Genomic DNA, 22,658 nt, shown 5'->3' with positions numbered 1-22,658 from the left:
CGTTGCAAACTCAGTCGATCCGCCCGAACCAGGCGCCGTAACCGCCGAGGCGGACGGGCACGGTGCCACCCTGTCCCGAAAAGCCATGTCCCGGCAAGGGCTGCAGCGATCCTTTGCCCAGATCGACCTCGGCAGGCTTGCTGCCGAGGTTGAAGACGCAGGCGATGCGCTCATTGCCTTCGCGGCGCGTGAAGGCGACGGTGTCGCCGTCGCTTTCGATGAAGTCGATGTCGCCCTTGCCGAGCGCCGGATGCTGGCGCCGGAAGGCGAGGAAGCGCCGGTAGTGCTCGAGCAGCGAGCTCGCATCGCCCTGCTGCACGTTCACCGCCTGCGAGAGGTGCTTGCCCGGCACCGGCAGCCAGGGCTTGGCGGTCGAGAAGCCGCCATTCTTGGCCGCCGCTTCCCACACCATCGGCGTGCGGCAGCCGTCGCGGCCCTTGAATTCGGGCCAGAAGCGGATGCCATAAGGGTCCTGCAGATCCTCGAACTTGAGCTCCGCCTCGCCGAGGCCGAGCTCCTCGCCCTGATAGATGCAGACCGAGCCGCGCAGCGACATCAGCAGCGCCGAGATCACCTTGAGATAGGCGATCGGGTCGGCCTCGTCGGCGGCCCAGCGCGAGGCCGGGCGCATCACGTCGTGGTTGGAGAAGGCCCAGCACGACCAGCCGTCGCTGGCGACCCGGCCGAAGGCTTCCAGCACCGCGCGCACCTTGGCGGCGCTGATCTTCTCCGGCGCCAGGAAGTCGAAGGAATAGCACATGTGCACGCGCTTGGCGCCGGCGGTGTAGGCCGCCACCACCTCCAGCCCGCGCTGCGAATCGCCGACCTCGCCGACGGCGGCCTGCGCCGGATATTCGTCGAGCAGCGCTCGGAAGCGCTCCAGGAAGCCGAGATTCTCCGGCCGGCTCTTGTCATAGATATGGTCCTGGTAGTTGTACGGATTGACCGCCGGCGCCGTCTGGTCGTTGCGCTGTTCCGGCGGCAGCGGCGGATTGTCCTCCAGCCCCTGGCTATGGAAGTAGAAATTGATGGTATCGAGCCGAAAACCGTCGACGCCGCGCTCCAGCCAGAAGCGGGTGACGTCGAGCAGCGCGTCCTGGACTTCGCGATTGTGGAAGTTGAGGTCGGGCTGCTCGGCCAGGAAATTGTGCAGGTAATATTGCTGGCGGCTGGTGTCCCACTGCCAGGCCGAGCCGCCGAAGATCGACAGCCAGTTGTTGGGCGGCGTGCCGTCGGGCTTGGCGTCCGCCCACACATACCAGTCGGCTTTCGCATTGGTCCGGCTGGAGCGGCTTTCCTTGAACCAGGGATGGATGTCGGCGGTGTGAGACAGCACCTCGTCGATCATCACCTTGAGGCCCAGCCGGTGCGCTTCCGCGACAAGCGCGTCGAAATCGGCAAGCGTGCCGAACATCGGATCGACGTCGCAATAATCCGACACATCGTAGCCGAAATCCTTCATCGGCGACTTGAAGAAGGGCGAGATCCAGATGGCGTCGACGCCAAGCGAGGCGATGTAGGGCAGGCGCCGCACAATGCCTTTCAGGTCGCCGATGCCGTCGTCATTCGAGTCTTGATAGGAACGCGGATAGATCTGGTAGATCACCGCGCCCCGCCACCAGTCGCGGTCGACGGCGGGGTCCGGTCTCGAAGCAGCCTTCAAAGCCGATTGCATGGTTTCAACCTCCTTTCACCGAGCCGGCAAGCAGCCCGCGGACGAAATAGCGCTGCAGCGAGAAGAACACGATCAGCGGCACGATGATGGTCACGAAGGCCGATGTCGTCAGGATCTCCCAGTCGCCGCCGCGCGAGCCGAGCAGCGCGTTGAGCTTGGCCGTCAGCACGATCTGATCGCCCTCGGTGCCAAGGAAAACCATCGCCACCAGGAGATCGTTCCATACCCACAGGAATTGGAAGATGGCGAAGGAGGCGAGCACCGGGAATGACAGCGGCAGCACGATCTTGACGAAGATCTCGAAATCGCTGGCGCCGTCGATGCGCGCCGATTCCATGATCTCGCGCGGCAGGCCGGCAATGTAGCTCCTGAGCAGGTAGATGGCGAAGGGCAGGCCGAAGCCGGTATGCGCAAGCCAGATGCCGAGATAGGTCTTGGACGGCACCCCGAAGAACGAGCCGACGCCGTTGTAGAGCTTGAGCAGCGGGATCAGCGACATCTGCAGCGGCACGACAAGCAAGCCGATGATGACCGCGATCAAGAGCGCGCGGCCGGGAAAGCGCATCCAGGCCAGCGCATAGGCGGCGAAGGCCGCGATCAGGATCGGGATGACGGTCGATGGAATGGTCACCGTCAGCGAGTTCATGAAGGAGCGGCCGATGCCTTCCGAGAACAGCACCGTCTGGTAGTTGTCGGTGGTGAATTTCGGCGGTGCCGACGAGGCATAGTAGACGCGCTGGCCGCGCTCGCCCTCGAAGGCCTTGGGCGATGAAAGCACGAAGCCGCCGTCGGCATTCAATTGCAGGGTGACGCCTTCGCCGAGATCGGCGGCCGTGCCGGCAGGGTACTGCGTCGGCGCCGCCGACTTGACGCCGAAGGCGCTGATATCGCGCTTGGCGCCCTCGCCGAAGATGTTGCCCTCGATGACGTATTTGCCGTCCTTCTGCGTCTGCGCGGCAGCCGCCGGCAGCCGTCCGGCCTCGGTCTGGCTGGAACTGGCGAAGGAATTCCACCAGCCCGAGGCGATGATCTGGTCCTTGTCGCGCAGCGACGAGACGAGGATGCCGAGCGTAGGCACGGTCCAGATCGCCACGAAGACGAGCACCGCGATGTGGACGCCGAAGCGGCCGGCAAAGGACTTTCCGGTCTTGGCGGTCATCTCAGTGCCCTCCCGTCTCTTTGTTGGCCTGGCGGATGTTCCAGACCATGATCGGAATGACCGCGATCATGATGATGATGGCGATTGTCGCGCCGCGGCCGAAGTCGCCGCCGCCGCGGAACATCCAGTCGAACATCAGATTGGCGAGCACCTGGCTGTTCCATTGGCCGTTGGTCATGGTCAGCACGATGTCGAACACCTTCAGCACCAGGATGGTGATGGTGGTCCAGACGACCGCAATCGTGCCCCAGATCTGCGGCACCATGATCTTCCAGAAGATCTGGAACGGGTTGGCGCCGTCGATGACCGCCGCCTCCAGCGTCTCCTCCGGAATGCCGCGTAAGGCCGAAGACAGGATCACCATGGCAAAGCCGGTCTGGATCCAGATCAGGATCACCATCAGGAAGAAGTTGTTCCAGAACGGCAGCGATATCCACACCTGCGGCTGGCCGCCGAAATACTGGATGATGGCGTTGAGCAGGCCGATCTGCGTCTGGCCCTCGCCGCGATACTCGTAGATGAATTTCCAGATCACGCTGGCGCCGACGAAGGAGATGGCTAAAGGTAGGAAGATCAGGCTCTTGGCGATCGTGCCCCACCAGATCTTGTCGGTGAGCACGGCGATGATCAGCCCCAGGAAGGTGCAGGCTGCCGGCACCACGGCCAGCCAGACGATGTTGTTCAGGATCGAGTTTCGGAATTCGCGGTCGCCGAACGCCCATTCGTAGTTGGCGAGGCCGACAAAGTTGACGCCGCCGCGGTCGAGGAAGGACAGCCTCAGCGTCTCGACGACCGGGTAGATCAGGTAGATGGTGAGGATGATCATGGCCGGGCCGACGAACAGCCATGGCCGCACCAGCCCTTGCCGGCGCAGATTGTCGACGGCGGCGGTGCCGGAGACGCCGCGCGAGGGGAAGATGACGTCGAGCAGTTTGTTGGCGCCCCAGAAATAGGCGACGCAGCCGCCGACGCCGACGATGATGACGAAAATGGCCGAGAAAATCTGAGCCGCCATGGGTCCCTCTCCCTGCGCATGACCGGCCAGGCTGAAAACGGATCCTGGCAGTGGGATGATGCGCCGATTCGATTAATCGGAACGATCGAACGCAAAAGGCGTCCGGCATGGACTGCCGGTTGGGATCCGGGCCTGAGGCCCGGATCCGGTATAAGGATCAGAAAGGTCTAGCGTCGGGCTGCCACCGGCGGCCTACTTGATCGCGTCCCAGCTCTTCTGGATGTCGGTGGCGACGTCCTGGGCGGACTTGCCGCCGACCAGGTCGATCATCCCGGTCCAGAAGGAGCCCGCGCCGATCTTGCCCGGCATCAGGTCCGAGCCGTCGAAGCGGAAGGTCGAGGCGTTGGCCAGGATCTCGCCCTGCTTCTTCAGCGCGTCGCTGGCATAGGCCTCCTTGTTCACCGACTTGAACGGCGTCACGAAGCCGCCTTGGGCCATCCAGATCTCGTGCGCCAGCGGCATCTTCAGGAATTCGATGAACGCGCGGGCACTTTTGCTATCTTTCGTGATCATGGCGAGCGTGCCGGCACCGAGCACCGGCGTGCCGAGGTCAGGCTTGGAGGCGTAGGGCGGGAAGTAGAAGAAGTCCGCGTCCTGGCCGAGCTTGGTGCCTTCCGGGAAAAAGGTCGGGATGAACGATGCCTGGTGGTGCAGATAGCATTTCGGCGGCACCGAGAAGAGACCCTTCGGGCTGTCGCGGAAGTCGGTCGCCGCGACCGCCTTGGCGCCGCCGTCGACCATCTTGTCGTCGGTGGCGATCTTGCCGAAGATGTCGATGGCGTTGACCACGGCCGGGTCGTTGAACGGGATCTCGTTCTTCACCCACTTGTCGTAGACGTCGGGGGTCTGGGTGCGCAGCATGATGTCTTCGACCCAGTCGGTCGCCGGCCAGCCGGTGGCGCCGCCGGACCCGAGCCCGATGCACCAGGGCTTGCCGCCGTCGGCGATGATCTTCTTTTCGAGATCGGCGAGCTCTTCCTGCGTCTTCGGCGCCTTGTAGCCGGCTTCCTCGAAATTGTCCGGCGAGTACCAGACCAGCGATTTCACGTCGGCCTTGTATGGGAAGGCGAAGAAGCCGGGCTTGCCGTCCTTGTCCTTGAAGGTGCCGAGGTCGACCCAGGACTGGCCGGCGCCGTAATTGTCCTTGATCCATTTGGCGGTGTCGTCGCCGAGCGGCGTCAGCAGGCCCTTGGAGGCCAGATCCTGGATCAGGCCGGGCTGCGGCAGCACGGCGATGTTGGGCGGGCTACCGGCCTGGGTGTCGATGACGATCTGCTGTTCGTAATTCTCCGACGAGGAGTATTTGATGTCGGCGCCGGTCGCTTCCTGGAAATATTCGAGCACGGTGCGCACCAGGCCCTCGTCCTCGCCGCGCCACGGGCCGAAGATGGTCAGCGTCTCACCCTTGAGGTCGACTTTCTTGAGCTCGTCGTAGTTCGCCCAGTGGAAGCGCGGGTCCTCGCCCGGCTTGAACTTCAGCTCGGCTTGCGCCGGCAGGCTAAAGGCGAGCGCGGCGAAAGCGGCGCTCAAGAAAAGCATTTTCCTCATCGCAATTCCTCCCAGTGGTCAAAACTGTTCGGACGAAACCTCCATCTCGTCCGCCGACGCCCGCGGAACTGTGACTCAGCGAGAAGGCAACCGCAACCGTCCGCAGAGTATTCCAAAGCGCTTTGGCTTTTCGATCTCGCCATCGAACTGACCGGAAGTCAAGAGGGTTGCGATGCTAATCGATTTAGCCTTTGATCCGATGAATGATAAATTGCGCTGCAGCATGCTTTTTTGGCGCTGCAGCAGTATTTCTGCTTCAAACTGCCTTGAGCCGCCACTAAGGTCACTTGTCTGTCGATATCGTCAGCCGTCATCGGATCGATTAAAATTTAAAGCGCTTTGAGGCTGGAGGCCTCCGGTGAACCTCAAGCAACTCTCGCACATGCTGTCGCTGTCGCAAACCACGGTGAGCCGGGCGCTGAACGGCTACCCGGAGGTCAGCGAGGAGACGCGGCGCCGCGTGATGGATGCCGCCAAGCGCCATGGCTACCGGCCGAACCCCAGCGCGCGGCGGCTGGCCACCGGCAAATCCGGCATGATCGGCTATGTGCTGCCCACAGGCACGGCCGTCGACATCGATCCGCATTTCGTCGAATTCCTGTCGGGTCTCGGCGATTATGCCCGCTCGCACGATCTCGACCTCGTGCTGTCGCCGGCCGACGCCGACGACCAGGAGACGACCTATCGGCGTATCGTCGCCAACCGGCAGGTCGACGCCGTCTATATTTCCTCGCCGAGGCCCGCCGACCGGCGGCTGGCGCTGGTCAACACGCTGGGCATCCCCTTCATCGTCCATGGCCGCAGCGAGGGCTTCGATTTCGACTATCCCTATCTCGACATCGACAATGAGGGCGCCTTCCACGAAGCGGCCAGGCTGCTCGTCCAGCTAGGCCACAAGCGGCTGGCGCTGATCAACGGCGACGACCGCGAGACCTTCGCCATCCACCGCGAGCGCGGCATGCGCCGGGCGCTTGCCGCGAGCGGCCTGACGCTTGGCGAACGTCACGTCTGCTCGCTGACCATGACTGAGGAGAACGGCTACCGCGCCGCCCGCCGCCTGCTCCAGGAAAGCGAGCCGCCGACGGCGATCGTCTGCTCCAGCCTGATAATGGCGCTCGGCGTGGTGCGCGCCGTGCGCGATCTCGGCCTGACCATCCCTGGCGACCTGTCGCTGGTCGCCCATGACGACGTCTTCCCCTGGCTGCGGCCGGAGAATTTCCCCGTGCCGCTGTCGACCACACGCTCCTCGATCCGCCTCGCCGGCGCGCGCATCGCCGAGCGGCTCGCGGCGCGGATTTCGGGGCTGGAGGAGGGGGCGCGAGGCGAGGTCTGGCCGGTCGACCTGGTGGTGCGGGGCTCGGTCGCCGGGGCGCCGGGTTAGGGGGCATGTTCCGACGGGCGAGACGCTCGAGGGTATAGCGTTCGCGCCGCGTTCCTTCACACCCCCTCTGCCTGCCGGGCATCTCCCCCGCAAGGTCCCGCAAGGGGGAGATTGGACGTCGCCGCCGCTTTCGCCAACTGCCAACGTTGAAAGTGAGAGCCAGCAGTTGAGCTGCCAATCTCCCTCCTTGCGGGGGAGATGTCCGGCAGAACAGAGGGGTGCTGTCCCGCCGACGCTACAGGTATGAGGGACCCTACTCCTTCGCCGCTCCGGCTGCCTTGGTGTCCAGCAACCCATAGCCGAAATCGTTGTCCCGCCCCTTCGGGCCGAGATCTTTGGCCGTCGCGGCCAGCGCCTTCTCTATGTCGTCGGCCGAGCGTTCGGGCGCAGCATGGATCAGGTTGGCGATGGCGCCGCTGACGATCGCGGCGGCAAACGAGGTGCCGGTGACCACGTCCGAGCCGGCGCCGCTCGGCGCCACCATTTCGACGCCCGGCGCCGAGATGAAGACGTAGGGACCGCGATTGGCCTGCGCCATCAGCCCGTCCTTGGCGTCGGTGGCGGTGACCGCGATGACGCCGTCGAAGGCGGCCGGATAACCATAGGGCGCCTTGGGCCCGTTGTTGCCGGCTGCCGCCACCAGCACCATGCCGAGCGCGCGCGCGTTGCGGCAGGCGGTGCCGAGCAGGTCGTTCTTCGGGCCGACGAAGCTCATATTGATGATGCGCACATCCTGTTCCGCCGCCCAGTCGAGCGCCGACAGGATGACGTCCATGGTCGACTTGCCGCCCTCGAAGGCGCGCGCGTGATAGATCATGGCGCCGGGCGCCATGCCTTCCAGCGGGCCGACGCCGGCGATCAGGCCGTCGACGGAGGTGCCGTGGTCGCGCTTTTCGATCGGCACGTTCGGCATGGCATCGAACTGGTCGGCGATCACGCCCTTCAGCGCCGGATTGGTGTCGTCGATGCCGGTATCGATGACGGCGACGCGCACATTCTCGCCGCTAGCTTGGCTGGCATCTAGCGCGATGCGCTCGAACGCATAGTTCACGATGCCGGCCGCCTGCTGCAGTGAATAGATGTGGTTGGGCTCGCGCCGCTGCGTGCGCCCGTCGGCGGCAAGCTGCGCCAGCACCACGCCGACCGGTCTCCCGTCGGGAATGCCGAAGCGCACCAGCGTGCCGCCGAGCAGCCGCGACTGGCGCTGCGAGCGCACCTGCAGACCGAAGGCCGTGGCGATCTGCTGCACCGCGCCGGCATCGCCGGCGACCGTCACCAGCACCTCGTCGGGCACGAACTCGCCAGCGACCGCGCGCGGCGGCGCTGCGAGATTGAGGCCTGTGGGTGGCGCGACTGGCCCGGTCGGCGGGGGAGAGGGCGGGGGCGTGTTCAGCGCGCCGCCGGGCTGCGACGCTCCGTTCGACGGGCTTGGCAGCGCGCCACTCGCCGGCGGGTTCGGGAACAGGTCGACGATCACCGTCGGCAGGAACACGGCGCCGCCGGCCGCGGCGCCCGTGCCGGGCTTGTTGCCGCCATTCTCCGTTCCGCCGCCTTTCTTATCGCAATCGGTGCCCGCCACTGTCGTGCGGCCGAGGCAGTCGATCTGCTTCTGCGTCAGGGTTGGGTCGTTGGTCTGCGCGAAGGCAGGCGCGGCGACAAACGCCGCCGCGAGAATTGCCGCATGAAGAATGACCACCTTAGCCGCCATCGACCGGTTTCCTTCCCTGCACCACAGCTTCCGCGAAGGGCTGGGCGGCAATAAGGCCGACGAGCTTGTCGTAGTCGGCCGCCGTGCTGGCCGGGATGGTCAGATGGAAGACGCCATCGGCGGTCGGTCCGCCGGCGATCTTCAGGCCGTTCTGGCCAAGGAAGGCGGCGATGTCCGACATCTTGGCATCCGGCTTGAACTTGACCAGGGCGAAGGGCAGCTTCGCCAGGTCGTCCTCGGCGCCGGCGATCTCGAAGTCGTTCCCCTTGCCGCCCAGCTGCTCGAAGGACTGCACGACGACCAAAGCAAGCAGCGCCGCGGCCGCCGCCCAGGCGACGCCGGCCGGCATTGCCGTCACCCGGCCGAAGACCTTGGCGAGCCATGACTGGCCGGCGCTCGCGCGCACCGGGCCGGCCTCGGCATCGAGCGCCTTGGCGAAGCGGGAGAGCGCATCGGCGGGCGGGCGGATCGCCTCGTTGGCGGCGGCGGTGCCGGAGAATTCGGCCTCCGCCTCGCCAAGAGCGGCCATCGCCGCCGGATCGGAGGCCAGCCATTCCTCGACGGCCTCCAGCTCGGCGCCTTCCAGCGAGCCGTTCAGGTAGAACGGCAGCAGCGTCTCCATCTCGTCGCGGCGCGACATCTTTTCAGCGGCGCTCATGGCCACCCCCTGTCGTAACCGGCGGCCTTCAGGGCTTCGCCGAGTTTCTTGCGGGCGTAGAACATCCTCGTCTTGACGGTCGCGACCGGGATGTTGAGCACCTCGCCGATCTCGGTCACCGACTGGCCGTGGTAATAGGCAAGGTCGATCACCGTGCGGTGTTCTTCCGGCAGGGCGTTGACGAAGCGGCGCAATGCGGCGGCCTTGTCTTCCTTCATGGTGACGACTTCCGGCGTGTCGGCGGCGTCGGGAACCTGCGCCGCGTCATTGTCGTCGATCCAGTCTTCCTTTTTCTTGCGCAGCAAGGACAGCGCCTTGAAGCGGGCGATGCCGAGCAGCCAGGTCGAGACTTCCGAGCGGCCCTCGAAGCCCGGCGCCTGCCGCCACAGCTCGAGAAAGACCTCGTTCGCGATATCGTCGGCCATCATTTCCGATCCCGTCTGGCGCGCCACGAAGCGGTAGATCCGCGCGTGGTGACGCATGAACAGGAGCCGCACGGCAGCCCGGTCGCCCTTCGCGACCCGGTCTACAAGCGCGCGATCGGTTTCGGTCGCCGCGTTCATGGCCGGTCGAGCCGCCTGGCTCCTCGTGGCTCTGTCGCTGGTCGGGCCAAAAAGGTTCACCCTCCGCCAAGGAATTTTCGGAAGCTAACCGAAGAAAGGGTGCGTTGCCAGAGGTGCGCCTTTTTCCTTCTCCCGCTAGGGAAGAAGGGGAGGACGGCGCTCACTCCAAAAACGGCGTCGCCTTCATCGTCGGCGGTATTTCCACGCCGAGCCGGCTCAGAACCGTCGGCGCGAGCTGCAACTGATCAAGCAGCGTGCCGGCCTCGGGACCCTTGGCGGAGCCGAAATAATACAGCGCGAAATCCTGCATCTCGCCGTCGTGTCCGCCGTGATGGCCGCGGTTCGTCTGGCCGTGGTCGGCGGTGACGATCACCTCATAGCCGGCTTGACGCCAGCCGGGCAGGAAGGCGGCGAGCATGCCGTCCATGGCGTAGCAGGCATGGTCCATCTCCTGGCAGTCATGGCCGAAGCGGTGGCCCATCGAGTCCAGCGTGCAGGTATGCAGGATGCCGTAGTCGATGCCGTGGCGCCGGGTAAGCATCGTTAGCGTCGCGAACAGGTCGACGTCGCTCGGCGTCATCTGGTTCCTGGCATTGTAGCCGGTCATGGTGTGGAAGCGGCCATGTGTGATCGGCCCGCCGGGCTCGTCGAACTCCATATCCTCGACCAGGTCGAACGGATAGGAGCGGAAGAATTCCGACCAGTAGGAATGGGTCACGGCGCCGGTTTTGCCGCCGGCCTTGCTCACCTCCGAGAAGATGTCCGGCTGCTCGATCCGGAACCGGTGCTCGTTGGAAAGGATACCATGCACCTGAGGCGTTACCCCGGTGTGGATCGAGGCGTAGCAGCAGGCCGAGGTCGACGGCAGCACCGAGCGCATCTTCCACACCTGCGCCTCGCCGGACTGAACCCAGCCTTCGAGATTGCCCATCAGCCGGCGCCAGTTCGGGTAAGGCACGCCGTCGAGGATGATGAGCAGCAGCTTGGATTTGAGCGCCACGGGCAGCTCCATGCGATCTTGCCAAAGAGGTCAGCGCCAGACGCATCGAAGGTGAGGCGGTGCGTTAATTGCCGGCGCTCTCCATCCGCCGGCCCTTGATCGCCTTCTCCAGCCAGCCGATCTCCATTTCGGGCACGGAGGACAACAGAAGGTCGGTATAGGCGTCGAAGGGCGGGGCGAGCACCTTGCTCTTGGAGCCGTAGCGCACCACCTCGCCGCGATACATGACCGCGATCGAGTCGGCGATCGATTTCACCGTCGCGAGGTCGTGGGTGATGAACAAATAAGCCACCTTCTCGACCTGCTGCAGATCGAGCAGCAGCTTGAGGATGCCATGGGCTACCAGCGGATCGAGAGCCGACGTCACCTCGTCGCAGATGATGAGCTTGGGCTTGGCGGCGAGCGAGCGGGCGATGCAGACGCGCTGCTTCTGGCCGCCGGAAAGCTCGGCCGGATAGCGGTCGAGGAAGCCCTTGCCCATCTCGATCTCGTCGAGCAGCTCGGCGACGCGCTTGTCGCGCTCGCGGCCCTTCATGCCGAAATAGAATTCCAGCGGCCTGCCGATGATGGTGCCCACGGTCTGGCGCGGGTTCATCGCCACGTCCGCCATCTGGTAGATCATCTGCAGCTGGCGGAGGTCTTCCTTCGGCCGGTCGGAGAGCCTGTTGCCGAGCGCGCGCCCGTCGAAGACGACGCTGCCTTGCTCCGGCGGCAGCAGGCCGGTGATGGCGCGCGCCAGCGTCGACTTGCCGGAGCCGCTCTCTCCGACGACGGCCAGCGTCTGGCCCGGATAGATGTCGACCGATACGTTCTTCAGCACCTTGACGTGGCCGCCGCCATAGGCGGCCGTCACGTTCTTCACCGACAGCATCGGCGCCGTATCCGGCTGCTGCTCCTGATGCTCGATCTCATGCACCGAAACCAGCGCGTTGGTGTATTCCTGGCGCGGCTCCTTGATGATCTGGCGGGTGCCGCCCCATTCGACCAGCCGGCCGTGGCGCAGCACCATGATCTCGTCCGACACCTGGGCGACGACGGCGAGGTCGTGCGTGATGTATAAAGCCGCCACATGCGTGTCGCGGATGGCGTCCTTGATCGCTGCAAGCACGTCGATCTGCGTCGTCACGTCGAGCGCCGTGGTCGGCTCGTCGAAGACGATGAGGTCCGGCTCCGAGCAGAGCGCCATCGCCGTCATCACGCGCTGCAGCTGGCCGCCGGACACCTGGTGCGGGAAGCGTTCGCCGATGGTTTCGGGATTGGGCAGGCTGAGCTTCTTAAACAGCGCGACGGCGCGCTTTTCCGCCTCGGCCCGCGTCGCCGTACCATGCAGCAAAGTCGCCTCCACCACCTGGTCCATCAGCCGGTGCGCCGGGTTGAAAGCCGCCGCCGCCGACTGCGCGACGTAGCAGACCTCACGGCCGCGCAGCTTGCGGAAACCCTCCTTGCCGCCCTTCAGTATATCGCGGCCGTTGAGGATGACCTCGCCGCCGGTGATGCGCACGCCGCCGCGGCCATAACCCATCGACGACAGGCCGATGGTCGACTTGCCGGCGCCGGATTCGCCGATAAGGCCAAGCACCTTGCCCTTTTCCAGCGTCAGCGACACGTCATGGACGAGGGTGATCGTCTTCGGCGCCTCACCCGGCGGATAGACCGTAGCTTCGATGCGAAGGTTGCGGATGTCGAGCAGCACGCCAGGCTTCGCTTTGGTATCGGCCATCACCCGCGCCCTCCCTTCAGGCTTGTCGTGCGGTTGAGCACCCAGTCGGCGACGAGGTTGACGGAGATCGCAAGTGCAGCGATCGCCGCCGCCGGCATGAGCGCTGCCCCTATGCCGAAGACGATACCGTCCTTGTTTTCCTTGACCATGCCGCCCCAGTCGGCATCGGGCGGCTGCACGCCAAGGCCGAGGAAGGAAAGCGTCGACAAAAACAGCACCGCATAGATGAAGCGCAGGCCGAGTTCCGACACCAGCGGCGACAGCGCATTAGGCAGGATCTCGCGGAAGATGATCCAGCCGCTGCCTTCGCCGCGCAGCTTGGCCGCCTCGACATAGTCCATGACATTGATGTCGACGGCCACCGCGCGCGACAGGCGGTAGACGCGGGTCGAGTCGAGGATGCCCATCACCAGGATCAGCGTCACCAGATTGGACGGCAGCACCGACAGCACGACCAGGCCCATGATCAGCGTCGGGATCGACATCAGGAGGTCGACGAGGCGCGACAGGATCGTGTCGAACCAGCCGCCAAAGACCGCTGCCGAGAAGCCCAGAATGGCGCCAAGCGAGAAGGAGAGCGCGGTGGCGAGCACGGCGATGAACAGTGTGATGCGGGCGCCATAGATCATACGGGACAAGAGATCGCGGCCGAGATTGTCGGTGCCCAGCCAGTGCAATGATGACATCGGTTCCCAAGGGACGTCGCTGACGATCTCGGCATTGCCGTGCGGGGCGATCCATGGCGCGAAGACCGCCGCCAGCACGAAGAGCGTCGTCAGCACGATGCCGACCAGCGCCGCGATAGGAATGCGTCTGACATCGAGCATATCGGCCGTCCCCTACTTCGGATGCCTGAGCCGCGGATTGGCGACGATCGCCGCGATGTCCGCGATGATGTTGAGGGTGATGTAGACGGCCGCGAAGATCAGGCCGACCGCCTGCACGACGGGCACGTCGCGCTTGGTGACATGGTCGACGAGATATTGCCCCATGCCCGGATAGACGAAGATCACCTCGACCACGACGACGCCGACCACCAGATAGGCGAGGTTGAGCATGACGACGTTGATGATCGGCGCGATGGCGTTCGGGAGGGCATGCTTGCGGATGACGGCGGAGGCCGACAGCCCCTTGAGCTCCGCCGTCTCGACATAGGCCGACTGCATCACGTTGAGGATCGCCGCGCGCGTCATGCGCATCATATGGGCGAGCACCACCAGCGTCAGTGCCGCCGCCGGCAGCGCGATCGCCTGCAGGCGTTCGCCGAACGACATTCCGTCATAGACGGTCGAAATGGCGGGGAACCATTGATGCTGGACCGCGAAGTAGAAGACCAGCAGATAGCCGATGAAGAATTCCGGGAACGAGGTGGAGGCAAGCGCTACCCCGGAGATCAGTTTATCGACCCAACCATTGCGGTAGCGCACCGCGATCAGGCCAAGCGTGATCGCCAGCGGAATGGCAACGATTGCCGCCCAGAAGGCCAGGAAAAGCGTGTTCCACAGCCGTTCCTTGATCGATGTGGCTATGTCCTGCCCGCTCGACATGGCGGTGCCGAGGTCGCCGGTGAGCACGCCGCCCAGCCAGCGGAAATAGCGGATATAGGCCGGATCGTTGAGGCCGAGCTGCTCGCGCAGATTGGCGAGCGACTCCGGCGTTGCCGATTGTCCGAGGATGGCTTGCGCGACGTCGCCGGGCAGGATCTGGGTACCGGCGAAGATCAGGACCGAAACGGCCAGCAAAAGCAGGATGCCCAGCGCAATGCGCTGGGCCACCAATTTCACGATGGGTGCGGACATGAGCGCAAGGCCGGGCTCAGGCTTCGAGCCAGCACTTCGCCAAAGCGTAGCCGTTGCACAGCTCCTGGTGCGGATCCTCCACCCAGCCGCCGACCTTCGGCCCCGTCGCGTCGATGAACTGATTGAACATCGGCAGGATCAGGCCACCCTCGTCGCGCACCATGACGGCCATGTCGTGGTACATCTGCTTGCGCTTGGCCTCGTCGAGCTCGGCGCGCGCCGCCAGCACCATCTTGTCGAAATCCGGGCGCTTGAAACGCGTGTCGTTCCAGTCGGCGCTCGACAGATAGGCGGTCGAATACATCTGGTCCTGGGTCGAGCGGCCGCCCCAATAGGAGGCGCAGAAGGGCTGCTTGTTCCAGACCTCGTTCCAGTAGCCGTCGCCCGGCTCGCGCTTGACTTCCAGCTTGATGCCTGCCTTGGCCGCGCTCTGCTGATAGAGCTGCGCGGCATCGACGGCACCGGGGAAGGCGACGTCCGAGGTCCTGAGCAGGATGGAGCCGTCATGGCCCGACTTCTTGTAATGGAACTTGGCCTTGTCGGGATCGTATTTGCGCTGCTCGATCTCGGTGAACAGCGGGTAGGAGGCGTTGATCGGGAAGTCATTGCCGAGCGAGCCATAGCCGCGCAGCACCTTGTTCAGCATCTCCTCACGGTTGATCGCCAGCTTCAGCGCCATCCTGAGGTCGTTGTTGTCGAACGGCGCCGTGTTGCAATGCATGATGAACACGTAATGGCCGGGACCGGAGTGGTTGCGGATGGTGACGCCCGGCACGCGCTTGATCAGGTCGACGATCTTCGGCTCGACGCGGTTGATCATGTTGACCTGGCCGCCCTGCAGGGCCGCCGTGCGCGCCGTCGCATCGTTGATGACGACGACTTCGATCTGGTCGGCATGGCCCATCTTGTCGCCCTGCCAGTAGTTGGCGAAACGCTCGCCGACATGGCGCACGCCCGGCTCGTTGACCTTGACCTTGTAAGGGCCGGCGCTGATGCCGGCGTCGGGCTTGTCCTTGCCGCCATTCGGCTGGACGATCAGGTGATAGTCGCTGAGCAGGTATGGCAGGTCGGCATTCGGCTCCTTCAGCGTCAGCACCACTTCCTTGCCGCTGGCCTTGATGGTCTCGATGCCCTTCATGTAGCCCAGCGCGCCGGACTTCGACTTTTCGTCGGAATGGCGCTCGAGCGTGGCGGCCACGTCCTCAGCGGTCACCGTCTTGCCGTTGTGGAACTCGATGCCGTCGCGGATCTTCAGCGTCCAGACCTTGGCGTCGTCCGACGAGCCGATCTCCTCGGCGATGCGGTTCTCGAGCTTGCCCTCGGGCGACAGCTCGACAATCATCTCGCCCCAACACTTGCCGAAGGCGAAGGGCACCTGCGTCATCATCAGTGCCGGGTCGAGGCTGTTGGTGGATTCACCGCCGACCAGGCCGGCCTTCAGCGTGCCGCCCTTGACCGGGCCGGCGGCGCGGGCCGCGCTCGAAAGCAGCGAATTGGCGAAAGTGGCGGAGACGCCCAGCGCCGCCGCGCGACCGAGAAAGTCACGGCGGCTGAGCTTGCCGGATGCGACGCGCCGGCTGAGATAGTCCAGTTCGTTCGACATTGTAGGTTCCTCACTCTGATGGTTCGACCTGCGGTCGTTTCTTGTTTCTTGTGAGGGATAATGAACGTAACGGAAAGCTGTAAGCAAGACCGAATGCGACATGCCGTGGCGTAAATGGCGCGTCGCGTTGGACCAATCTTGCCAGCGCTCAGACGAGGGCGCGGGGAATCGTCTGCTTGAAGTCGCGCTCGAACACCAGCTTGTCGCCCTCATAGGCCTCGATCCTGGCGCTGAGGATGAAGTCTTGCGCGTCCGAGCGCATGTCGGCGACTGTTTCGGTCCGCACCGCCCATTCACTCCGCGAGAAGGTCTGCGTCCAGTGCGTGCTGCCGGTAGCCGACAGCGGATCGTCGGGGTGGATGGCCCATGTCTCCCGGGCGATGCTGCCGTGAACGAGGCCGTGCGCGACGTCGCGCAACTCGCCGAAATCGTCGTTGATGGAAAGCGTGACGACGCCGGTCTTCTCATTGCGGTCGATATGCCGTTCGGAATTGGCGGGCCTGATCGTCTCGGTCGCCCAGGGGGTGGCTCCCTCCGGTTCGGCGAACGAGACCTCGTCGCCGTTAGCCAGCGGGCGCAGCGGAAGCTTGAGCGTCGCCGCCGACAATTCGAGCGTCACCGGTTCCGGCGAAGGCCAGATCATCGGCCAGTAAGCGGTCGAGACCGCAACGCGTAGCCGATGGCCGGCCGGCACCCGATAGGCGCACTGGTCGAGCACGACGCGCGCGGACACCGTCTCGCCCGGCGTCAGCGCTTCGGGGAACTCATGCGAGTTGCGATGGGTGAGGTTGAGCACGCCGTAGGAGATCAGTTCCGAGGCGCCGTCGGGGTGCACGTCGCAGAGCCGCACCGCGATATTGGCCTGGCGGCGATCGGAGGAAAGCCGAACTTCGACCTCCGGCGCGCCGACGATGTCGATCGCCTCCTTGAGTTCGGCCTGGTCGAAACAGACCGAAAGCGCATCGTCGGGGCGCTGGTCGCCCGGCAGTTCCGGCCCGAAGGTGAAGGGAAAATACTCGCCGCCGGCCAGCCCGCAGCTTTGCGGTGAGGCGACGATCGCCGGCTTGGCGCCTTCGGGGATGAGCTCGATGGCCTCGACGTTGATATTGGACGAAGGCCATTCCTGTTCCGCCACCCAGCGGCCAGGCCGCTCCGGATGCCAGCGGGCCGGGCGCACGCTGTCCATCACATAGGCGCGGTAGTCCGGGTCGGCCTCCACGCCGGTCTCGTCGCCCTTCAGCCAGCGGTCCCACCAGCGCAACGCCTCCTGCAGGAAGCCGATGGCCGGTTTGGGTCCCGCGTAATGCGGGTATTTGTGGATCCAGGGGCCGACAATGCCCTTCACCGGCGACTGAATGTTGGTGACGAGATTGGAGATCGTGTTGCGGTAGCCGTCATGCCAGCCGCCGACCGACAGCACCGCCGCATGAACAGCCGAAAAATCCTCGCAGATCGAGCCGCGCATCCAATAGGTGTCGCGGTGCTGGTGGCTGAGCCAGAGCGGCAGAAGGAAGGGCTGGTTCTCCAGCCGATCAAGCCACAGGTCGCGCCAGCGGTTGCCGCCGGCGATCAGCGGGTCCGGCGGCCGCGACGAGTAGGAGAGCATCGTCGAGGCCCAGCCGAAATTTTCGAGCAGCAGGCAGCCGCCCTTGTAGTGGATGTCGTCGGCATAGCGGTCGACGGTCGAGCACAGGCTGATCACCGCCTTCAGCGCCGGTGGCTGTTTGGCCGCGACCTGCAGGCAGTTGAAGCCGCCCCAGGAAATGCCCATCATGCCGACATTGCCGTTGCACCAGGGCTGTGCGGCCGCCCAGGCGATGACGTCGCAGGCGTCCTGCAATTCCTGCTCGGAATATTCGTCGTCCATCAACCCTTCGGAATCGCCATTGCCGCGCATGTCGACGCGGATCGAGGCGTAGCCGTGGCCGGCGAAATAGGGATGGGTCAGCTGATCGCGGAAGATTGTGCCGTCGCGCTTGCGGTAGGGCAGGTGCTCGAGGATCGCCGGCACCGGATTGTCGTCAGCGTCCTCCGGCATCCAGATGCGCGCCGACAGCCGGCACCCATCCGGCATGACGATGCCCATATCGGGAAATTCGACGACCTTGCGGGGAAATTCGGTGACGGTTTTCATGGCACGCATAACGCCCTGCCGGGAGACGACTTTCAATCGCTATTCGCAACTTGGCGCAGCGGAATATGCGACCTGTCCAGTTGCTGATGACCGGCGGACCGTTCGACTTTCAACTTGCGCTGCCATATTAATTTATGTATTACATTTATTCACTTTGGCCCGACGCAGACTCACCGGATGATCTTGCCTGAAAATCGTTTGGGATGAGCCGAAGCGCATGACGAACCTCGAAAACCGGGGTCTCGACTTCGCCGATCTCGATATCGAGTTTTTTGCGGCTTCAATCGTCCTTCCGGCCAAAGCTGGCCGGTTGATGGCGATTGGCGAATTCAAACGATCCATCCTACCGTGATTTTCAGGCCGCTGGGTTCCGAAGCGATCTCGGTGATCTCGATGCGTCGTGCCAGCCGAAAGGAAAGGTCAGTATATGAACAATCCTAAATCGCGCGCTCGACCGCTCACCGATGAGGAGGAAGAGGAAATTCAGAGGCAAATCGCCGCTGATCCCGAGGATGCGGAGGCAACCGATGAACAACTGGCGCAAGCCAAGCCCTTCACAGAAGCGGTTCCGGAGCTTTTCGAAAGCATAAGGCGTGCTCGCGGCCGGCCAGCCGTGGAGAAGCCCAAGCAAGTTGTTTCCATCCGCCTTGACCAGGAGGTCATCAACAAGTTCAAGGCGACGGGCAAGGGCTGGCAGGCGAAAATAAATGAGGTGCTGAAGAATGCGAAAGTAGGCTAGGCCAAGCCGTTCAGTTCAGCGGAATGTCGTTGTCGGCCTTGCTCGCCTGATAGGCGCCGGAAAGTTCATCATAGCGCGCCGAGATCTTACCGATGCGTGCCTCCAGCCGCTTGCGCTCGACTTCAGGCAACGCGCGCACCAGCCGGCGGATCGAAAAACTCTTCCAATAAGCGTTCTCGGCGTTGTAGCCGCCGGGATCAAGGGTGAAGACCTCCTTCAGGATTTTCAGGTCGTGCGGGATGGCAAAACTGTCGCGCGAATCCTCGTGGCTGAAGAGGTAGTAGAAATTGTCGAAGCCGGTCCAGGTGATCGCTGACAGGCACAGCGAGCAGGGCTCGTGTGTTGCCAGGAACACCGCATCCCTGGTGTCGACGCGCTCGGCCTTCGGCATCTCGTAGAAGCGCTTCAGGCAATGCACCTCGCCGTGCCAGAGCGGGTTTTCTGTCTCGTTGTTGGTTTCGGCGAGCACCAGCGAGCGGTCGTCCTTCCTCAGGATCGCGGCGCCGAACAGCTTGTTGCCGTGGGCAACGCCTGCAGCCGTCTTCGGCACGATGTCGTGCTCGATCACGTCGAGCAGGCGGTCGATCAGCGAGATGTCGGTCATGGGAAATCCGAAACCGTTCAAGGAAGGTGGATCTCGTAGGGGTGCGAAAAATGGCACTCCTCGAGATTGGAGCCGTCGCCGCCGCGGTCGACGATGAGGAAGTCCTGCTCCTCGCCGATCGGCGTCAGCAAGCCGTGCCAGAGGTTGCGCCGGTAGTTGATGCCTTGGCCGGGCGCGGTGACGAAAGCATGCGGCTCGCCCGGACCGTCCTTGCTGTCATGGCAGACGACGACCAGGAACGGTCTGGGCGACAATGGAATAAAAGCCTGGCTGCCGAGCGGATGGCGCTCGACCATGGTGAGCTTCAGCGGCATCTCATAGGGCGTCCCGCGCACCATCGAGATCAGCACGCGCGCATTCGGGCCGATGGCCTCGGCGGTGGCGAGGTCGTGGTAGCGCATCGCCTTGCCACCATTGATCGGGTAGCGGTTGTCGCCGCCCATGTCGATGACGTCGCCGAAGGGCGCGAAGCTTTCGCGCGTCAGCGGCTGGGCGACGATGCGGGTCACCGGGGGCGCCCCCCGATGCCGGCGCCGCCGAGCTTGGCGTGCCGGTTGACGTCCTTGTAGAGCAGGTAACGGAACTTGCCCGGACCGCCGGCATAGCAGGCCTGGGGACAGAAGGCGCGCAGCCACATGAAGTCGCCGGCCTCGACCTCGACCCAGTCCTGGTTGAGGCGGTAGACGGCCTTGCCCTCGAGCACATAGAGCCCGTGCTCCATGACATGGGTCTCGGCAAAGGGAATGACGGCGCCCGGCTCCAGCGTCACGATGGTGACATGCATGTCGTGGCGCAGGTCGGCCGGGTCGACGAAACGCGTCGTGGCCCAGCGACCCTCGGTGCCGGGCATTGGGCTCGGCGCCACCTCCTGGTCGCTCGCGAAGAAGGGTTCCGGCACGTCGAGGCCGTCCACGGCCTCATAAGCCTTGCGGATCCAGTGGAAGCGGACCGCATCGCCGCTGTCGTTGCGCACCGTCCAGCCGCTGGATGGCGGCAGGAAGGCGAAGCCGCCGGGGGCAAGCATATGCTTCTTGCCGGCAAGCGAGACGGTGAGCTCACCTTCGACCACGAACAGCACGCCCTCGGCGCCGGCATCGAGCTCAGGCCGGTCGCTGCCGCCGCCGGGCAGAACCTCGACGATGTACTGCGAAAACGTCTCGGCGAAGCCCGAGAGCGGCCTTGCGATGATCCATGCCCTGGTCTTGTCCCAGAACGGCAGCGGGCTGGTGACGATGTCCTGCATCACGCCCTTGGGGATGACGGCATAGGCCTCGGTGAAGACGGCGCGGCCGGTCAAGAGCTCTGTCTGGCCGGGATGGCCGCCATGCGGCGCATAGTAGGTTCGCTCGGCCATTTTCATCATATCCATGTGTTGAAGCCTATTGTGGAAGCATGTCTTTCAGCCGACGCAGCGCGATGCGCTCGACCTGTCTGCAGGCGGTTTCGAATTCGACACCGCGGCTGTTGCCGATGCGCGCCTCGAACTCCGCCAGGATCTGGTCCTTTGTCTTGCCCTTGACCGCGATGATGAAGGGAAAGCCGAAGGTGGTGACGTAGGCGGCGTTGAGTTTCGAGAACAGCTCGCGCTCCTTGTCGGTCAGCGCGTCGAGCCCGGCGGAAGCCTGTTCCCTGGCCGATTCCGGCGTCAGCCGCTTGGCCGCCGCCAGCTTGCCGGCAAGGTCGGGATGGGCGTTGAGCACGGAAAGCCGCTCTGCCTCCGTCGCCGCGCGGAAGACGCGGCAGAGCGCGTTGTGCAGGCCGCCGGCGCTGTCATGCGCGGGCCCAAGCTCCAGCTCGTAGGCACGCTCCGCGATCCAGGGCGAATGCTCGAACACGCCGCCGAAGGCATGCACGAAAGCTTCGAACTCCATCCTGGACGGGCGCAGTGCCGGCGCGCGGTGAGGATGCGTCTCGCGCCAATGCCTGGCGATGTCGATGCGCCGCGTCAGCCACACCTTGTCATGCGACCTCACATAGTCGACGAAGCGCTTCAGCGCCGCCACGCGGCCCGGACGGCCGACCAGCCGGCAGTGCAGGCCGATATTCATCATGCGCGGCCGCCCAGCCCTGCCCTCGGCATAGAGCGTGTCGAAGCTGTCCTTCAGATAGGCGAAGAACTGGTCGCCCGAGTTGAACCCTTGCGGCGTCGCGAAACGCATGTCGTTGGCGTCGAGCGTGTAGGGGATGATGAGCTGGGGCTTCTCCAACCCATCCGGGTCGAACCAGTAGGGCAATTCGTCGTCATAGGTATCGGAGACGTAATCGAAGCCGCCTTCCTCGGCGACGAGCCGCACCGTATTGACGGAAGTGCGGCCGGTATACCAGCCGGTCGGCCGCGCGCCGGTCACTTCGTAATGCAAACGGATCGTCTCTTCGAGGTCGCGCCGCTCATCCTCCGCGCTATGGTCGCGGTAGTCGATCCATTTCAGCCCGTGCGAGGCGATCTCCCAGCCGGCCTCCTGCATGGCCGCGACCTGGTCTGGCGAGCGGGCAAGCGCGGTGGCGACGCCGTAGCAGGTCACCGGCACCTGCGCTTCGGTGAACAGCCGGTAGAGCCGCCAGAAGCCGGCCCGGGCGCCGTATTCGTAGATCGATTCCATGTTCCAGTGGCGCTGGCCGACCCAGGGGGCGGCGCCGACGATCTCGGACAGGAAGGCTTCCGAGGCCTTGTCGCCGTGCAGCACGCAATTCTCGCCGCCTTCCTCGTAGTTGACGACGAATTGCACCGCGACATGCGCGCCGCCGGGCCATTTCGGATCCGGTGGATTGGCCCCGTAACCGCGCATGTCCCGTTCGTAACGCATTGGGTCGCTCCTGCCCGATTGTTGAGATGAAGATATCGAAAGGAGTGCCTGTGCATTCCCCCGAAAATTTTTGAAAGTGCTTTTTGCCGCACTCCGCTCGACCGGGACTTATGCATCGCCTTTAATTGGCGCACAATTGACCTGAAACGTGTACCGGGATGGGAGGCGGGCAGTGGCAGAAACGTCGAAAGCCGATGGCGGGCGCCTGACGACCCATGTGCTCGACACCGCGACGGGCAGGCCGGCAAAGGGCCTCTCGATCGCGCTTTTCCGCGTCTCAGGCGAGGCTCGCACGCATTTGAAGACCGTCACCACCAACGACGACGGCCGCTGCGACGCGCCTTTGCTTGCCGGCGCCGACTTCCGCACCGGCGAATATGAGCTGGTCTTCGCCGCCGGCGACTATCTGCGCGGGCAAGGCATCAGCCTGCCGCAGCCTGCCTTCCTGGACGTCGTGCCGATCCGTTTCGGCATGGCGGAAGAACGGCATTACCATGTGCCGCTCTTGATTTCGCCCTACGGTTACTCGACCTATCGGGGGAGCTGAA

At 64.4% G+C, this 22,658-nt stretch carries 20 protein-coding genes and 1 pseudogene; 4 read left to right on the top strand and 17 right to left on the bottom strand.

Annotated elements, in window-relative coordinates:
- Nucleotides 1-10 precede the first annotated feature (10 nt).
- The 4 genes from bglA to EH240_RS07910 form a co-directional block, all read right to left on the bottom strand.
- Complete coding sequence (gene bglA / locus EH240_RS07925) at nucleotides 11-1,675, bottom strand: beta-galactosidase BglA (RefSeq protein WP_124996922.1); 1,665 nt, start codon at nucleotides 1,673-1,675, stop codon at nucleotides 11-13.
- A 4-nt stretch (nucleotides 1,676-1,679) separates the two neighbouring features.
- Nucleotides 1,680-2,834, bottom strand: coding sequence for a carbohydrate ABC transporter permease (locus EH240_RS07920; protein ID WP_124996920.1), 1,155 nt, complete (start codon nucleotides 2,832-2,834; stop codon nucleotides 1,680-1,682).
- 1 nt (nucleotide 2,835) lies between these two features.
- Nucleotides 2,836-3,849 (bottom strand): carbohydrate ABC transporter permease, encoded by a 1,014-nt coding sequence (locus EH240_RS07915; protein WP_124996918.1) that lies wholly within the window; start codon nucleotides 3,847-3,849, stop codon nucleotides 2,836-2,838.
- Between the two features lie 192 nt (nucleotides 3,850-4,041).
- Complete coding sequence (locus tag EH240_RS07910; RefSeq protein ID WP_124996916.1) at nucleotides 4,042-5,397, bottom strand: ABC transporter substrate-binding protein; 1,356 nt, start codon at nucleotides 5,395-5,397, stop codon at nucleotides 4,042-4,044.
- A gap of 358 nt (nucleotides 5,398-5,755) precedes the next feature.
- Here EH240_RS07910 and EH240_RS07905 point away from each other — a divergent pair, with 358 nt between their 5' ends.
- A complete protein-coding gene (locus EH240_RS07905; protein WP_124996914.1) occupies nucleotides 5,756-6,778 on the top strand; it encodes a LacI family DNA-binding transcriptional regulator in 1,023 nt (340 codons plus the stop codon).
- A 253-nt stretch (nucleotides 6,779-7,031) separates the two neighbouring features.
- Here EH240_RS07905 and EH240_RS07900 read toward each other — a convergent pair whose 3' ends face one another.
- The 9 genes from EH240_RS07900 to EH240_RS07860 all read right to left on the bottom strand — a co-directional run bounded on the left by EH240_RS07900 (nucleotide 7,032) and on the right by EH240_RS07860 (nucleotide 17,963).
- Nucleotides 7,032-8,486, bottom strand: a complete 1,455-nt coding sequence (locus EH240_RS07900) for a S8 family serine peptidase (RefSeq protein WP_124996912.1) — start codon at nucleotides 8,484-8,486, stop codon at nucleotides 7,032-7,034.
- Complete coding sequence (locus tag EH240_RS07895; protein ID WP_124996910.1) at nucleotides 8,476-9,144, bottom strand: anti-sigma factor; 669 nt, start codon at nucleotides 9,142-9,144, stop codon at nucleotides 8,476-8,478. Before EH240_RS07895 ends, EH240_RS07900 begins: the two co-directional genes overlap by 11 nt.
- A complete protein-coding gene (locus tag EH240_RS07890) occupies nucleotides 9,141-9,707 on the bottom strand; it encodes a sigma-70 family RNA polymerase sigma factor (protein WP_124996908.1) in 567 nt (188 codons plus the stop codon). Before EH240_RS07890 ends, EH240_RS07895 begins: the two co-directional genes overlap by 4 nt.
- A 160-nt stretch (nucleotides 9,708-9,867) precedes the next feature.
- The gene (locus EH240_RS07885; RefSeq protein WP_124996906.1) at nucleotides 9,868-10,707 is read right to left on the bottom strand and encodes an alkaline phosphatase family protein; all 840 of its coding nucleotides are present in this window, start codon (nucleotides 10,705-10,707) and stop codon (nucleotides 9,868-9,870) included.
- A gap of 64 nt (nucleotides 10,708-10,771) precedes the next feature.
- Nucleotides 10,772-12,427, bottom strand: a complete 1,656-nt coding sequence (locus EH240_RS07880; protein WP_124996904.1) for an ABC transporter ATP-binding protein — start codon at nucleotides 12,425-12,427, stop codon at nucleotides 10,772-10,774.
- A complete protein-coding gene (locus EH240_RS07875; RefSeq protein WP_124996902.1) occupies nucleotides 12,427-13,254 on the bottom strand; it encodes an ABC transporter permease in 828 nt (275 codons plus the stop codon). The genes EH240_RS07880 and EH240_RS07875 overlap by 1 nt, the downstream gene beginning before the upstream one ends.
- Before the next feature lie 12 nt (nucleotides 13,255-13,266).
- Nucleotides 13,267-14,226 carry an ABC transporter permease gene (locus tag EH240_RS07870; protein ID WP_124996900.1) on the bottom strand — a complete coding sequence of 320 codons (960 nt, stop codon included), beginning with the start codon at nucleotides 14,224-14,226 and terminating at the stop codon, nucleotides 13,267-13,269.
- Nucleotides 14,227-14,242: 16 nt separating this feature from the next.
- Complete coding sequence (locus EH240_RS07865) at nucleotides 14,243-15,829, bottom strand: ABC transporter substrate-binding protein (protein WP_124996898.1); 1,587 nt, start codon at nucleotides 15,827-15,829, stop codon at nucleotides 14,243-14,245.
- 148 nt (nucleotides 15,830-15,977) lie between these two features.
- Nucleotides 15,978-17,963, bottom strand: coding sequence for a CocE/NonD family hydrolase (locus EH240_RS07860; RefSeq protein WP_124997170.1), 1,986 nt, complete (start codon nucleotides 17,961-17,963; stop codon nucleotides 15,978-15,980).
- Between the two features lie 187 nt (nucleotides 17,964-18,150).
- On the opposite strand from EH240_RS07860, the pseudogene EH240_RS07855 reads away from it, so the two are divergent.
- Both EH240_RS07855 and EH240_RS07850 read left to right on the top strand, forming a co-directional pair.
- Nucleotides 18,151-18,404: pseudogene (locus EH240_RS07855) on the top strand (BrnT family toxin).
- Nucleotides 18,391-18,702, top strand: a complete 312-nt coding sequence (locus EH240_RS07850) for a BrnA antitoxin family protein (protein ID WP_124996896.1) — start codon at nucleotides 18,391-18,393, stop codon at nucleotides 18,700-18,702. The pseudogene EH240_RS07855 and the gene EH240_RS07850 overlap by 14 nt, the downstream one beginning before the upstream one ends.
- A gap of 10 nt (nucleotides 18,703-18,712) precedes the next feature.
- Here the strand turns inward: EH240_RS07850 and EH240_RS07845 are convergent, their stop codons facing one another.
- Genes EH240_RS07845 through puuE form a run of 4 tightly spaced genes read right to left on the bottom strand, consistent with a single transcriptional unit; the run spans nucleotide 18,713 to nucleotide 22,110 of the window.
- The gene (locus EH240_RS07845; protein WP_124996894.1) at nucleotides 18,713-19,306 is read right to left on the bottom strand and encodes a nucleoside deaminase; all 594 of its coding nucleotides are present in this window, start codon (nucleotides 19,304-19,306) and stop codon (nucleotides 18,713-18,715) included.
- A gap of 17 nt (nucleotides 19,307-19,323) precedes the next feature.
- Nucleotides 19,324-19,815, bottom strand: a complete 492-nt coding sequence (locus EH240_RS07840) for an ureidoglycolate lyase (protein WP_124996892.1) — start codon at nucleotides 19,813-19,815, stop codon at nucleotides 19,324-19,326.
- Nucleotides 19,812-20,675: a bifunctional allantoicase/(S)-ureidoglycine aminohydrolase gene (locus EH240_RS07835; protein WP_124996890.1), complete on the bottom strand. Its 864-nt coding sequence runs from the start codon at nucleotides 20,673-20,675 to the stop codon at nucleotides 19,812-19,814. The genes EH240_RS07840 and EH240_RS07835 overlap by 4 nt, the downstream gene beginning before the upstream one ends.
- A gap of 10 nt (nucleotides 20,676-20,685) precedes the next feature.
- A complete protein-coding gene (gene puuE / locus EH240_RS07830) occupies nucleotides 20,686-22,110 on the bottom strand; it encodes an allantoinase PuuE (protein ID WP_124996888.1) in 1,425 nt (474 codons plus the stop codon).
- A gap of 172 nt (nucleotides 22,111-22,282) precedes the next feature.
- Here puuE and uraH point away from each other — a divergent pair, with 172 nt between their 5' ends.
- A complete protein-coding gene (gene uraH / locus EH240_RS07825; protein WP_124996886.1) occupies nucleotides 22,283-22,657 on the top strand; it encodes a hydroxyisourate hydrolase in 375 nt (124 codons plus the stop codon).
- Nucleotide 22,658 lies beyond the last annotated feature (1 nt).

This window comes from Mesorhizobium tamadayense, assembly GCF_003863365.1.
Lineage (GTDB): Bacteria > Pseudomonadota > Alphaproteobacteria > Rhizobiales > Rhizobiaceae > Mesorhizobium > Mesorhizobium tamadayense.
Note: the sequence above shows the minus strand (reverse complement) of the source record. Positions and strands in the feature narration are given on the sequence as shown.

What these genes read in the sequence shown, in the direction of transcription:
- EH240_RS07920 (WP_124996920.1), bottom strand. Translation starts at nt 2,834, where the DNA reads ATGACCGCCAAGACCGGAAAGTCCTTTGCCGGCCGCTTCGGCGTCCAC.
- EH240_RS07870 (WP_124996900.1), bottom strand. Translation starts at nt 14,226, where the DNA reads ATGTCCGCACCCATCGTGAAATTGGTGGCCCAGCGCATTGCGCTGGGC.
- EH240_RS07875 (WP_124996902.1), bottom strand. Translation starts at nt 13,254, where the DNA reads ATGCTCGATGTCAGACGCATTCCTATCGCGGCGCTGGTCGGCATCGTG.
- EH240_RS07915 (WP_124996918.1), bottom strand. Translation starts at nt 3,849, where the DNA reads ATGGCGGCTCAGATTTTCTCGGCCATTTTCGTCATCATCGTCGGCGTC.
- EH240_RS07900 (WP_124996912.1), bottom strand. Translation starts at nt 8,486, where the DNA reads ATGGCGGCTAAGGTGGTCATTCTTCATGCGGCAATTCTCGCGGCGGCG.
- EH240_RS07890 (WP_124996908.1), bottom strand. Translation starts at nt 9,707, where the DNA reads ATGAACGCGGCGACCGAAACCGATCGCGCGCTTGTAGACCGGGTCGCG.
- EH240_RS07845 (WP_124996894.1), bottom strand. Translation starts at nt 19,306, where the DNA reads ATGACCGACATCTCGCTGATCGACCGCCTGCTCGACGTGATCGAGCAC.
- bglA (WP_124996922.1), bottom strand. Translation starts at nt 1,675, where the DNA reads ATGCAATCGGCTTTGAAGGCTGCTTCGAGACCGGACCCCGCCGTCGAC.
- EH240_RS07850 (WP_124996896.1), top strand. Translation starts at nt 18,391, where the DNA reads ATGAACAATCCTAAATCGCGCGCTCGACCGCTCACCGATGAGGAGGAA.
- EH240_RS07860 (WP_124997170.1), bottom strand. Translation starts at nt 17,963, where the DNA reads ATGAAAACCGTCACCGAATTTCCCCGCAAGGTCGTCGAATTTCCCGAT.
- EH240_RS07880 (WP_124996904.1), bottom strand. Translation starts at nt 12,427, where the DNA reads ATGGCCGATACCAAAGCGAAGCCTGGCGTGCTGCTCGACATCCGCAAC.
- EH240_RS07895 (WP_124996910.1), bottom strand. Translation starts at nt 9,144, where the DNA reads ATGAGCGCCGCTGAAAAGATGTCGCGCCGCGACGAGATGGAGACGCTG.
- EH240_RS07835 (WP_124996890.1), bottom strand. Translation starts at nt 20,675, where the DNA reads ATGGATATGATGAAAATGGCCGAGCGAACCTACTATGCGCCGCATGGC.
- EH240_RS07910 (WP_124996916.1), bottom strand. Translation starts at nt 5,397, where the DNA reads ATGAGGAAAATGCTTTTCTTGAGCGCCGCTTTCGCCGCGCTCGCCTTT.
- puuE (WP_124996888.1), bottom strand. Translation starts at nt 22,110, where the DNA reads ATGCGTTACGAACGGGACATGCGCGGTTACGGGGCCAATCCACCGGAT.
- EH240_RS07865 (WP_124996898.1), bottom strand. Translation starts at nt 15,829, where the DNA reads ATGTCGAACGAACTGGACTATCTCAGCCGGCGCGTCGCATCCGGCAAG.